Genomic DNA, 13,334 nt, shown 5'->3' with positions numbered 1-13,334 from the left:
GATTTTATATAAGATTAGGGTTGAAATTAAGCTATTAGGAAGGTAAAATAAAATATATTATCTATATATTAACTACAGCATAGATTCAAGGAGTGAATAAAGTGGAAGTACATGTGTTTTTTAAAGGTGAAAAAGAGCCAGTGATATATAGTGGAGATAGAATAGATGTACTAGATTTTGAAATGAACGGGGTTAAGTATAAACAAATTAGATATTTTAGAAAAGGCTTCAGTAAAAGCGAATTAATTGAAGCAGATAAAATTAGTAGGATTACATCAAAATAAGTTAATTACTAGCTCTAGTAAAAGCAGAGTTAGTTTTTTTTTACTTTTTTAGCAGTATAAAAATAAATCTATGAAGAAAAAAATAAAATTTAGAATTAATACATTTATAATGTGCAAAATATAAAAAGATATTATTTTAAAAAGGAGAAATTTATATGGCAAATACAGATAATGTAAGAATCATTCCTTTAGGTGGCCTCGGAGAAATTGGGAAAAATATAACAGCTATAGAGTACAAGAATGAGATTATTGTAATTGATTGTGGAGTGTCTTTTCCAGATGAAGAAATGTATGGTGTAGATTTAGTTATACCAGATATAGCGTATTTGTTGGAGAATTCAGAGAGGGTTAAAGGCTTTTTTATTACTCATGGACATGAAGATCATATTGGTTCATTACCTTATATCTTAAAGCAATTGAATGTTCCTGTATTTGGAACAAAATTAGCATTAGCAATAGTAAAAAATAAATTGGTAGAACATGGTATAGCTAATGATTGTGAATTGTACAGTGTTGAGCCAGGTGAGGTAGTGAAGCTGCAGAATATTAGTGTTGAGTTTATTAGAAATACACATAGTATTGCTGATTCTTGCAGTATTGCTATACATACGCCTGTAGGGATAGTACTACATACTGGCGATTTTAAAGTTGATTATACACCTATTGATGGAAAGCTTATGGACTTAGAAAGAATATCCACTTTAGGGAAAAAAGGAGTTCTGCTTCTTATGGCAGATAGTACAAATGTAGAACGATCAGGTTACACAATGTCCGAAAGATCTATAGGAGAAACCTTTAATAGAATTTTTTCAAAAGCGGATGGTAGGGTTATTGTAGCTACTTTTGCATCAAATATTCATAGAATGCAGCAGATAGTAAATTCCTCTGTGAAGTATGGTAGAAAAGTAACTTTTGTAGGAAGAAGCATGGAGGATATCTCCAAAATGGCCATAGAACTCGGATATCTGCACATACCTGAAGGGTATTTAATAAGTGCAGATGAAATAAGCAGGTACACAAATAATCAAATAACAATAATAACAACAGGTAGCCAAGGTGAACCTGTTGCATCTCTTGCAAGAATAGCTTTTTCTACTCATAGGAAAGTTAAAGTTGAGCCCAAAGATTTGTTTATAATATCAGCGTCACCAATACCAGGAAATGAAAAATTAATCTCCAAGGTCATTAATGAATTATTTAAAAAAGGTGCAGATGTAATTTATGAGGACATTGAAGAAGTACACGTTTCAGGGCATGCTTATAGAGAAGAACTAAAATTGATTCATACCCTAGTTCACCCTAAATTCTTTATGCCAGTACACGGAGAATATAGACATTTGAAGAAACATGCAGAGCTGGCAATGAATATTGGTATGAATAAAGATGATATTTTTACCTTAGAAACAGGTCAGGTTCTAGAATTATCAGATAAGAGTGCAGCAATTTCAGGAAGAGTTCGCTGTGGTTCAGTATATGTTGATGGAATAGGAGTTGGAGATGTAGGCAATATTGTATTAAGAGATAGAAAGAATTTAGCTCAGGATGGCATGCTTACAATTGTAGCAACTATTGAAAAGGAAACCTATAGTATTATTGCAGGACCAGATATAATAACAAGAGGGTTTGTGTATGCAAAGGAATCTGAGGAGCTAATTAATGAAGCAAAGGAAATTGCAAGAAAGGAATTAGAAAACTGCTTAGAAAACCAAATTATTGAATGGTATTTACTGAAGGCAAATATGAAAAAGGCACTAGAAAAGTATTTATATGAAAAAACAAAAAGAAGACCTAGTATTATACCAATTATAATGGAAATATAAAAATGTAAAAATACTGCGAATAACATAGAAATAAGTTGTTTGCAGTATTTTTATTTAATGTTTTATCGATAATATCATAATATTTATTCAAATGGTTTAAATTTATATTGTGTGAGTTAATATATAGGATTATTTCCATGTTATGAGAAAATACAGAAAATTGAATTTTTATAAATTAATCTTTCGTAAAAATATAAATTTTTATGTAAAAGCTTCGATAATATTAATATATCTTAACTTTAATAAAGTACATAGCTAAATTATTTTAACTATTTGAGGGGGTGTCTGTACGCTATGAAAATAAAAAGCATTAAGATGAGAACAATATTAGCATTAATACCATTCACGTTTGTCGTTTTATTAATTATCACTGTAGTAAGTTATATGGCTGGGAAATTAATAATTGATACTGAAATTAAAGGAAAAATGGATTATGCAGCCCAGAGTTCTTCAATTTCAATTGAAGATAGGCTGAAAAATCACAGCAAAGTAACGGAGAGTGTTGCAAAGGTAATGGCAGCAGCAGGAACAAATTTAACTAAAGAACAGTATAAACAGATATTAGGAGATACCGCACTGTTAAATTCCGATACTTATGGGGTGGGAGTATGGTATGAACCAGGTAAATATAATAATATGGGGCTATTTGGACCATATGTGTATAAAGATGGTGACAAAACTGTTTATACAGAAGACTATATGACTGCTGAATATAATTATCTAGGTCAAGATTATTATAAAGCAGCTAAAGCCAATAATAAAATATATTGGACAGATCCTTATTATGACGATACTTCAAAGACCACCTTTATGACTGAATCAGTTCCATTTTTTGATGAACAAAAGAACTTTTTAGGAGTAATTACTGGTGATGTAGATTTAAAAAGTCTACAAGCTGCAGTTAGCGATATAAAAATTGGAAAATCAGGCAGTGCAATGCTTATTAGTTCTAATGGAACGTATATTGCGGGGGCTGATGCTTCAAAATTGACTAAGGTTAAAATTACAGACGAAAAAAATACTAGTTTAGCAAGTCTAGGAAAAACAATGATTGAAAGCAAAAATGGTACTAACAGCTATGAGGATAATGGTAAACAATTAGTATATTACAAGTCTATTACAGGTACAAATTGGATACTAGCTTTAAGGATTCCTTATAGCGAACTTTATCAGCCGATAAATAATTTATTGTATATACTTTCAGCTGTAGGAATTATTGCTTTAATATGCTTAGTCATTATTGTAGTACTTTATAGCTCATACATAAATAAGCATGTTGGAGAAGTAAATGAACTATCAGCATATATTGCAAGTGGTGATTTGACCCGCTCTATAAAAGCCAGATCAGAAGATGAGTTAGGGAAAATGACTGTAAATTTAAATAATATGTCAGAGGCTTTAAAAGGGGTAGTGTTAAACGTAAGTGAAAGTCTAGAGCAAATTGTTGCAACTTCTGAGGAATTAACCGCCAGTGCAGAGCAAACCCACACTGCGGCAGAGCAAATCGCAGTTTCTGCTCAGGAGATGGCTGAATATTCAGAGAAGCAGTCAGGAATTACAGAAGATACAGCAAATAAGGTAATGGAAATTTCAAAGAATTTTGAGAAAATAGCAGAAACTTTTGAGGGAGTATCAGATGCATCATCTTTAGCTTCGAAACGATCAGGTGAAGGTAAAAAAGTTGTAGCTAAAGCAATGGAACAGATGAATGAAATTAATAACAAGGTTATAAGGTCTACAGAAGTAGTAAACCTACTTGGTAAAAAATCAACAGAAATTGGCCAAATAATTTCTATGATTACAACGATTTCTGGACAAACTAATTTGCTTGCATTAAATGCCGCTATTGAAGCTGCGAGAGCTGGAGAGCATGGAAAAGGCTTTGCAGTAGTAGCAGATGAAGTTAAAAAGCTTGCCGAGCAGTCAGCTGAAGCAGCTGGACATATAAGTACCTTAATAGATGAAATACAGGGAGAAATAACTGAAGCAGTTAGCGTTATGAATGTAGGTACTGAAGCGGTTAGCACTGGCAAAATAATGGTTGAAAATGCTAGAAAGTCATTTGAAGAGATATCTTCTGCAGTTGACATAGTATCAGGAGAAGTCGATAGCGTTTCAGAAATTATAAATGAAATTTCTAAGAGTGCTGAAATATTGAATGGTTATGTAGAAAATATAGCTTCCTTATCAAGGGATTCCTTGGCAAATACTCAAAACGTGGCTGCAGCCTCTGAAGAGCAGACCTCATTAATGAATGAAGTTTCAAATGCAGCAGAAAACTTAACAGATATGGCTATTAAACTTCAAGATATAATTTCTAGATTTAAACTATAATATTTATAAAAGTAATTAATTAAAAGCGAGTTCCTTAGAACTCGCCTTTTTAATAATAAAGTTCAATTATACATTTAAATAAATCTCCATCAAAATCAAGATACATTATCCCTCCGTGGAGTTCAACTATGCTTTTGGCAATTGCTAAACCTAATCCATTTCCATCTATATCTGAATTTCTTGATCTATCTCCTCTAACAAATCTCTCTAATATTTCTTCTTTATCAAAATCAAGAGGGGAGGAGGATATATTTTTAAAGGATATTTTAATACCTTTTTTCACCTCTTCAATTTCCACATGAACCCTTGTTTCATTTAAAGAATATTTTAATGCATTGGTTATGAGGTTTTCAAAAACTCTAGACATTTTGCTTCCGTCTAAGTCCATTTCAATCTTGCTAGTAAAAGTTTTGAAAACAAAGGACAAATGTTTGTCGAAATAAAGTTCTGTATCAGAATACTCAGCTATGGATTGGCCAATGAGTTCAACTACATCTACACTGTGTTTGTTTAACTCAACCTTACCACTAGTTATTTTTGATATTTCAAATAAATCATCTATTAAGCTTTTAAGTTTCAAGCCTTTTTTGTTGATTATCTTTAAAAACTCTTCTTTTTCCTCTTCTGAAATATCTTCTCTTAGTAATATATCTGTATAGTTTATTATTGAAGTAAGTGGCGTTTTTAAGTCATGGGATACATTTGCTACCAGTTCGCTCTTAAGTTTTTCATTTTTGATTTGTTCTTCAATTGATACCTTAAAGCCTTTATTAAGTTTATTAATATTATGTGCAAGAGATGAAAGGGCTTTGTCTCCGCTTTCGTCTATAACATATTCTAGTTCACCACTGGTTATTTTAGATATACCTCTAATAATATCATCAATATACCTTGAATAACTAATAATTTTAGGGAAAATAACAATTGAATATAATAGAACAATGGTACTTGCAATAAGCAAAGAACTAGAATTAATGCTATGATAAAATATCAATACACCTACAATCATAAATAGTGACAACGAAGTAAAAATAATAAATACACTAATCTTAAATAAGCTGCCTCTTCTTTCAAACCAGTTATTAATAGCTCTAATGGAGTTGGTTACAAAGTTATACCTTAATGCTCTTATAATTCTTTCTTTTCCTAGGAAATATATTGAGGTTAAAAGTATTAGTATAATTATGGAATAAAAAACTATTGATATTTTATAATCAAATATATTTTTTTGTAGTTCTTCTATATATTTGTTACTTGCATCATTAGAGGTTGTAAAATCCTTTTTTGCTTCATCAAGCATGCCGTTTAATAGAGCATCATCATCTTTTGAATAATTATAATCTTTTGGAAACCAGTATGCTTCTACAAAATTAGTAGAATTAATTAGTTGATAATTGCTATTATACCTATTTGCAGGTGCACTATCTGAATTATAGGATATATTATACCATTTTCCTTTATTTGAGACATAATTGAATAAATCACCATTTTCAGCTGAAAAAGTTTTTAAGTTAGCCTTTATATAATCAAAGTTTGCAATATCATTGGTTATAAAAGTTCCCTTACTTTTATCTATAATAATAAATTTAACCACGTTATTATATGTATTGCCAGCTGTCTCTATTTTAAAGTCTTTACTAAATTTATCTAGCTGGTCTTGTGGTTTTTCAGATAAAAGTTTTAATTTATTTGTAGTATCGTATATATAAATATTGCTTATACTTGCACAGCCTTTCATCCACATATCGTAGGTGATCCAGCTGGTATTTTTCATGGAACTTTCATATTTTTTTAAATCGTCCAGCTTATTATTAGAATAAGCTATCTGACTTTTCATTGAATTGATACTACCGTTAGAACTATTTATGGCAGTTATGGCAGAGGATATTTTTGCTGTAGCCAATATTAATACTAAAATAATAATAAATAGGCTTTTTTCTAAAAAATTTTGTATGTAAGGATTGTCAATAACTCTATTTTTCAATTTTATAGCCTACCCCCCATATAACCTTTACAAATCTAGGGTCCTTTGGATTGATTTCAATCTTTTTACGAAGTCTTCTAATGTGTACAGATACGGTATTTTCTGGTCTAAAAGCTGGCTCGTGCCAAACACCTTCATAAATTGCTTCAGAAGAGAATACCCTTCCTCGATTTTCAGCTAAAAGTAATAAAATATCGTATTCAATTGGCGTTAGCTTTATTTCAGTACCATCTAGGGTTACAATATGGCTATCTTTATTAATAACCAATTCATCGATTGCTATTTCATTTGAATTTGCTATCTTTGAAGTATGTCCCCAGTCTACATATCTTCTAAGCTGAGATTTTACTCTTGCGACAAGCTCTAATGGATTAAAAGGTTTAGTAATATAATCATCAGCTCCTATATTAAGACCTAAAATTTTATCTGTATCTTCACTTTTAGCGGATAGCATTATTATTGGAATATTCCTTTTTTCTCTTATTTTCATACAGGTTCTAATTCCATCAAGCTTTGGCATCATAACATCTAAAATTATAACATGAATTTCAGTGTTTTCTAGCGCATCCAAGGCTTCTAATCCATCTGCAGCTTTAATAATATTTACATTTTCTGTGCTCCTAAGATACACTTCTATAGCATCTCTGATTTCTTTTTCATCATCCACAACAAGTACATTATAAGTGCTCATTTTCATACCCCTTTAATTTGGCTTCTGCCATTAATAAGATTATTATTTATACATAAAGAAACTAAAGGGCTCTTTTGCATTCCCGTTTATAGTTTCTGATTTGGTGATATTTCTCAGGTGATAAAGTTTTCCACCATAGTCCTTGGATTGGTTATCGCATATATATGCGTAATCATACTTTCCAGCTTCTTTCCAGGCCATAAAAATGTAAGTATGTGTAGGAGTGCCATTTTTATTCATTTTTTCATCTGTAGTAAAACAAATATCACCTGGCATCAATTTTTTATAATCGGTTTCTTTTTTATAGCCTTCCTTTTTCATTATACCTAAAAGCTGTGTTGTGTTACAAATACTATCATCAATTTTTATACCATTTATTCGTAAAACTTCTGATATAAAATAAACACAAGTATTTGCTGAAGTGCCTCCATTAAGTTTTACAGCTTCATTATAAGCTCTTAACCTAGTTTTTGAATTAAGCATAGAACCATATATATTTTCTCTTAAGCTTTGCTTAGGTGATGTTTTTACATAAATAAAATAATTAATAGCACAGATAGATATAGCTGTTATTAGCAATGTAGTGATCAAGAGTATATATTTTGCCCCAACACCTTTTGAATTTTTAGCTTTTGATTTTCTGCTGTTAATGGATGCCCCTTCCATAAAAAATCCCTCCCATGGTTATTAGTTATATTTTTATCATATAGGAAGGTTATTACGAATTGCCTATTATAAAAATGAAGAATTTCTTACAGTTTTTTCAAGAAAATGAATTATAGAAGAATAAATAAAAATAGATAATCAACTGTTATTGGAGTTTGAAAAATCTAATGGTAAAGAATTCTAGTAGAGGATATTAAGTATTTTGAAAACTAATGGGCATAATAAGTTTATGCATTTGGTGAAGGCAGGAGGTTATTATTATGCTTGATTCCTTAAAAAGATTTTTAATAGGTAAACCATTAAAAAATGAAGCCTTAAGTGGAGAAAAATATAGTGTATTTATGGGGCTTCCCATATTATCTAGTGATGCAATATCCTCTGTAGCGTATGCCACAGAGGAAATATTATTAGTTTTGTACCCAGTGGTTGGAATACTAGCTTATGGAAGCATGCTCCAAGTGTCATCAGCGATAATTGGTCTGCTAATTCTTATAACTTTGTCATACAGACAAACTATTGAGAATTACCCTAACGGAGGCGGTGCATACATTGTAGCAAAAGAGAACCTGGGTCTAATATCAGGGATTTCTGCAGGTGCGGCTTTATCTGTGGATTATACTCTGACTGTTGCAGTAAGTATAGCAGCAGGCACAGCAGCAATTATTTCAGCATTTCCAATCTTAGAAAAGCACAGGGTGCTCATTTGTCTAGTAATATTAGTATTTATTATGATTGGTAATTTGAGAGGAATCACAGAATCAGCAAAAATTTTTAGTATTCCTCCTTATGCTTTTATTTTGGGAATGGTAACAATGGTTATAGTAGGCATGGTTAAATATGGAGTCACTGGAGTTGTGCCAAGTCCTCCACCAGCTACAGAAGTTGCGGCTCAAAGCTCTGTAACTATATTCTTGCTGCTAAGAGCTTTTTCATCAGGATGTTCAGCTTTAACTGGCGTTGAAGCTGTTAGCAATGCGGTGCCTAATTTTGAAGAACCATCAACTAAACATGCAAAAACTACTCTCATGCTTCTTGCACTTATTGTGCTAATAGTTTTTGGTGGAATATCAGTTTTGGCAAACATATACAGAGTTGTTCCAGTGGAAGGAAAAACAGTTTTATCCCAAATTGCTGAAAGTATTTTTGGAAAAGGTTTTATGTATTACTATATTCAAGCCACAACAGCAATTATTTTGGCTATGGCAGCAAATACAGCATATTCCGGATTTCCATTACTGCTTTCAGTAATAGCTAGAGAAGGGTATATGCCAAGACAGTTTGCTATAAGAGGAGATAGGTTAAGCTACTCCAATGGAATTATGATTCTCTCAATGCTTGCAGCTATTCTAATAATTATTTTTAGAGGGGATACACATCTTTTAATTCCTCTTTATGCAGTAGGCGTATTTGTTTCATTTACATTATCTCAAAGTGGAATGTTTATGAAATGGATTAGAGAACGAGGAAAAGGATGGCTTCATAAGGCTTTTATAAATGGTTTAGGAGCGCTAGTTACCGGAGTAGCAGTAATAATAATAGGAGCTACAAAGTTTGTCCATGGAGCTTGGGTTGTAATAGTAATTATACCTATATTAGTAAACATAATGTTAAAGATAAGACACCATTATACTGCAGTTGCAAAACAGCTAAAAATAGAGTCAAAAGAACTATCATCAGTTGATTTTGAGAAAGACATATATAGAAATCGTGTTATTGTTCCTATTGCCAGTGTGAACAAGGCAAGTATTAGAGCATTAAGATATGCAAAAACAATTTCAGACAGCATCGCGGCTTTTAATATAGTTATGGATGATGAAGAAAAAGAAAAAATAGAGAAAAAGTGGGCATTACTGAATACAGATATTCCTTTGATTATTAGAAGTTCTCCTTATAGAAAAGTTGTAAGTCCGCTGTTAGAATTTATCCAGTCAGAAGAATATGATCTTAAAAAGGGAGATATTATTACAGTTGTTATACCACAATTTTCTGTTAAAGATTGGTGGCATAAGTTATTACACAATCATACTAGTATTTTCATTAGTACAGAGCTTTTAAAGCATAAACATATTGTTATAGCAACTATCCCACTAAGGCTAAAGGATGATAAGGATGCTATAAGAAAATAGTAATTTATAAAAACAAGCATAGTGTAAAACTGTGCTTGTTTTTATAAGTAAATTGGAAACAAATATAAGTGCTTAGACATATGAAAAAAAGTTGCTTTATATATAAAATGCGGGTCTAAATAGACCCGCAAATATAGAAGATATTTTTAGTTTAAAACTGTTTATTAAATAAAACTCATATAATTAGTTAACTCCTACAGTACTCCAAGCAGTGTTTACTGCATTAACTTCAGCACTAGAAGCACCATAAAGATCTGTAGCAGCTTGTACTAAAGCTACTCTAGCGTCATGGAAGGTTGCTGATGAAGTTAAATATGTGGTTAAAGCTCTATAATATATTTGTGCTGCTTTATCGTTACCAACATTTGCATTGGAAGCTGTTAAGTAAAAGGCTTTATTTGGTATTCCGGAATTAGTATGAACTCCACCGTTGTCAGAAGTTGTGTTAACGTATTTGCTCATATTATCTGGGTCTCCAGTTGCTGCTGGGTTAGACATATCTCTTAATCCGTCGCCAGCTTTATTAGGAGTATAAACATCTTCTCCAACTAGCCAGTCAGCTTTTGTTGGCTGCTTATCAAATTCTATAAGAGTACCAAAAACATCTGAGAAGGATTCATTTAATGCTCCTGATTGGTTTTGATAAATTAGGTTAGCTGAATTAGAGTCTACAGCATGTGTCATTTCATGACCAACTACATCTAAAGCTCCTGAAAGAGGTATGAAGGTTACTCCATCACCATCTCCATAAACCATTTGAGTTCCATTCCAAAAAGCATTATTATAGCTTCTTGAATAGTGAACTGTTGATTTCATTGCCATATTTTTGTTATCTAAACCATTTCTATTGAATTTAACTTTATAAAAGTCGTAAACCATACCAGCATATGCATGTGCATCTACAGCTGCTTTGTCATTAATAAAGGTAGTAAGTGAATATACAACTGAACCAGGTAGAGAAGTTCCATTGTTAGCTGTGTAGGTTGTAATTGATGCTGGTCTTGTATTATCTACTAATTGATACTGAGTAGTCGTTGTAGTTTGTCCTTTGTTTTTGGTAGTAACTGTAGCAGATGTACCATTTAAAGTTTTGGTATCACCTAGTACTCCGGTTCCGGTCAATGTAACAGCAGCACTTGATATTGTATTATACTGGTTAACAATAGTACCATCTACAGCATTTACAAATACATGCCAGTCACCTGGAGCTGGAGATAGGAAGTTTACTCTTACTTCGTATACAGGAACATATTCATTGTTAACATTATAAAGATAGAGTTTTGCTGTTGGTGTCATTTCTAAGGAGTCAAAATTGAATTTGGATAGAGCAATTAGACTTGCTTTAGCTGGAGTTATTAATTTAGATTTGTCTACTTTAGCTTTTTTTGCTGATGGATTATATTTGCCATTTGCAGCATAAACTTGTCCATCTTTATTGAAGTGAATAATGTATTCGCTTCCGTAAACTGGAATGCCATTAACCATTTGTTGAGTCTTAATGTGAGTAAATCCCAAAAAGTCATCATTGGAAGATAGTTTAGTGAATTCATTTTCTGCACTATCAACCCCAAATTGTGCTTTGTTGTCATTAAAGTACTTGTAAACGCCATTGATGTCTTTGGTTAGTTTGCCTGAAAGACTTCCGTTTGCAAAATCTGGTGCTTGATTTTGCGCTGCGTAAGCCACAGGTGATGAGATGAGCATAGAAACCACTGAAACAGCAGTAACAAAAGATAAGATTTTTTTCATTAATAAACACCTCCGCAAATTTTAATTTTGATTAAATATGCACCAGGTCTTATTTATAGTTTAAAGTGTAAGGCATATATTTGTCAAATATTTTCGTTCGATTTTTTAAAATAATTTAATATCGCAGTGTTTGTGCGGTAAAAATAAAAACTAAAATGTTATGTAAATAAATTAAGTTACTTTATAAGAAAAATAAACTATTTTTGTATGCATAAATTTACATTGAGTTTGAATGGAATTTAGTATGATATTTTTTAATAGTTTAATGTGTCTTCTGAAAAATAATAGATATATAGAGTAAAGCAATAAATATATTAGTCATTTACTTTGCTTATGAACCTTATAATGCTAGTAATTATGAGCAAAAAAACAATATGCTGCAAATATGAAGCATATTGTTTAAACTTAATAATTTTTTATTGAGTTTCTAAAATATAGATTCTTTTAGAAGCATATTCAGTATAAAAATCATAATATTGAAATGAGAGCTCTTTTGAAACCGTGGAAATGTATGACAAAGTATCTTGTCCTAAAATATTTTTGAACTTAGTTACATCGTTATAAGGTATAGTTTTATAAATGGTTTTATTATCAGCTGAGTATCTAAGTCTATAAACTGGTATTGTTTCAGCATATTTAAGTTTAGTTATATTACCCCTTTTTTCAATTAACATACTTTCCATAGACCCCATATCTGTATATTTATCATTTTGATTGGAAATAAAATTACCCATTGAATAGTTTACCAAGACTTTTCTACCATTTACATTTAGCATTTCAGTTTTTTTTGATACATGAGGGTGACTGCATAGTATGGCATCTGCTCCAAACTGAGCAGTCTTATTAACTATATCAGCTTGAAATGGCTCTACACTTCTTACATACTCTGTGCCAAGGTGTAAAAATACTATTAGAAAGTCGCATTTTGGTTTGATTTTTTCTATTTCATTCTTGATTTTATTTTCATCAATATAATTAATCATGTCTTTATATTGAATTCCATAGTTTGTCCCATATGTATATGAAAGCATTCCTATCTTAATATTATTTTTTTCTACAATAACACTTTTATCTTCGTTTGGTTCGCCAGAACCAAGAACTTTAAAGCCATATTGTTTTAATAGGTTATTTGTACTTCTAAGTCCATCGATTCCAGTATCTAAACTGTGGTTATGGTCATTTAAGAGTATTTGAAAGCCAGTATATTTTAATGCATCTAAAGCTTGTACAGGAGTATTGAAGGAGGGATATCCGCTTAATTCTTTTTTAGGATTTATAGTTGTCTCGAAATTAGCAATGGAAATATCTTTAGAAGAAATAATATCTTTTACCTCAGAAAACATTGGCTTAAAGTCATAAGTACCATTAACTTTTGCAGAAACAACTTCAGGCATGTGGAAGAGTATGTCACCAGCTGAAATTATACTAACTTGAGAAATAGTATTCAAGGTTTTAGCACTATTTTCATTTCCTTTTGCCAGAGTTGTAGATGACAATGAAGATGAACTATTAAGTTTAGGTACTTTTAGTTTGGAAATTAAATTGCTTTGGAATGAAGTGTTTATGGAAAAGTAGTACAATCCTGTAAAAACAATAATTGATACGAGTAACAAAATATAAAGGCCTTTTCTCTTTTTCATTACTTTACTCTCCTCTACGTAAAAAATAAACTAGGATAAT

Annotated in this window: 9 protein-coding genes; 4 read left to right on the top strand and 5 right to left on the bottom strand. The window is 31.3% G+C overall.

Features of this window, described 5'->3' with window-relative positions; all coding sequences use genetic code 11:
• Window positions 1-101: 101 nt before the first annotated feature.
• The 3 genes from bsdE14_RS01810 to bsdE14_RS01800 all read left to right on the top strand — a co-directional run bounded on the left by bsdE14_RS01810 (window position 102) and on the right by bsdE14_RS01800 (window position 4,438).
• On the top strand, window positions 102-284 hold the full coding sequence (locus bsdE14_RS01810) for a hypothetical protein (protein ID WP_264848217.1): 183 nt from the start codon (window positions 102-104) through the stop codon (window positions 282-284).
• A 155-nt stretch (window positions 285-439) separates the two neighbouring features.
• Complete coding sequence (locus bsdE14_RS01805) at window positions 440-2,104, top strand: ribonuclease J (RefSeq protein WP_264848216.1); 1,665 nt, start codon at window positions 440-442, stop codon at window positions 2,102-2,104.
• Window positions 2,105-2,398: 294 nt separating this feature from the next.
• Complete coding sequence (locus tag bsdE14_RS01800) at window positions 2,399-4,438, top strand: methyl-accepting chemotaxis protein (protein WP_264848215.1); 2,040 nt, start codon at window positions 2,399-2,401, stop codon at window positions 4,436-4,438.
• A gap of 49 nt (window positions 4,439-4,487) precedes the next feature.
• Here the strand turns inward: bsdE14_RS01800 and bsdE14_RS01795 are convergent, their stop codons facing one another.
• From bsdE14_RS01795 to bsdE14_RS01785, 3 genes are read right to left on the bottom strand one after another with little or no spacing between them, the layout of a single operon-like run.
• Window positions 4,488-6,422 (bottom strand): sensor histidine kinase, encoded by a 1,935-nt coding sequence (locus bsdE14_RS01795; protein ID WP_264848214.1) that lies wholly within the window; start codon window positions 6,420-6,422, stop codon window positions 4,488-4,490.
• Entirely contained in the window at window positions 6,412-7,113 is a 702-nt protein-coding gene (locus tag bsdE14_RS01790) for a response regulator transcription factor (protein ID WP_264848213.1), read from the bottom strand. Before bsdE14_RS01790 ends, bsdE14_RS01795 begins: the two co-directional genes overlap by 11 nt.
• Window positions 7,114-7,155: 42 nt before the next feature.
• Window positions 7,156-7,779: a hypothetical protein gene (locus bsdE14_RS01785; protein WP_264848212.1), complete on the bottom strand. Its 624-nt coding sequence runs from the start codon at window positions 7,777-7,779 to the stop codon at window positions 7,156-7,158.
• A gap of 260 nt (window positions 7,780-8,039) precedes the next feature.
• Between bsdE14_RS01785 and bsdE14_RS01780 the strand changes: the two genes are divergently transcribed.
• The gene (locus bsdE14_RS01780; protein ID WP_264848211.1) at window positions 8,040-9,905 is read left to right on the top strand and encodes an amino acid permease; all 1,866 of its coding nucleotides are present in this window, start codon (window positions 8,040-8,042) and stop codon (window positions 9,903-9,905) included.
• A 183-nt stretch (window positions 9,906-10,088) separates the two neighbouring features.
• Here the strand turns inward: bsdE14_RS01780 and bsdE14_RS01775 are convergent, their stop codons facing one another.
• A complete protein-coding gene (locus bsdE14_RS01775) occupies window positions 10,089-11,654 on the bottom strand; it encodes a M4 family metallopeptidase (protein WP_264848210.1) in 1,566 nt (521 codons plus the stop codon).
• Between the two features lie 416 nt (window positions 11,655-12,070).
• A complete protein-coding gene (locus bsdE14_RS01770) occupies window positions 12,071-13,294 on the bottom strand; it encodes a CapA family protein (protein WP_264848209.1) in 1,224 nt (407 codons plus the stop codon).
• Window positions 13,295-13,334: the final 40 nt, after the last annotated feature.

The organism is Clostridium omnivorum, from assembly GCF_026012015.1.
GTDB lineage: Bacteria > Bacillota > Clostridia > Clostridiales > Clostridiaceae > Clostridium_AX > Clostridium_AX omnivorum.
The sequence above is the reverse complement of the archived record's forward strand: the minus strand, read 5'-3'. Positions and strand labels throughout refer to the sequence as shown.

What these genes read in the sequence shown, in the direction of transcription:
- bsdE14_RS01805 (WP_264848216.1), top strand. Translation starts at nt 440, where the DNA reads ATGGCAAATACAGATAATGTAAGAATCATTCCTTTAGGTGGCCTCGGA.
- bsdE14_RS01800 (WP_264848215.1), top strand. Translation starts at nt 2,399, where the DNA reads ATGAAAATAAAAAGCATTAAGATGAGAACAATATTAGCATTAATACCA.
- bsdE14_RS01790 (WP_264848213.1), bottom strand. Translation starts at nt 7,113, where the DNA reads ATGAGCACTTATAATGTACTTGTTGTGGATGATGAAAAAGAAATCAGA.
- bsdE14_RS01785 (WP_264848212.1), bottom strand. Translation starts at nt 7,779, where the DNA reads ATGGAAGGGGCATCCATTAACAGCAGAAAATCAAAAGCTAAAAATTCA.
- bsdE14_RS01780 (WP_264848211.1), top strand. Translation starts at nt 8,040, where the DNA reads ATGCTTGATTCCTTAAAAAGATTTTTAATAGGTAAACCATTAAAAAAT.
- bsdE14_RS01775 (WP_264848210.1), bottom strand. Translation starts at nt 11,654, where the DNA reads ATGAAAAAAATCTTATCTTTTGTTACTGCTGTTTCAGTGGTTTCTATG.
- bsdE14_RS01770 (WP_264848209.1), bottom strand. Translation starts at nt 13,294, where the DNA reads ATGAAAAAGAGAAAAGGCCTTTATATTTTGTTACTCGTATCAATTATT.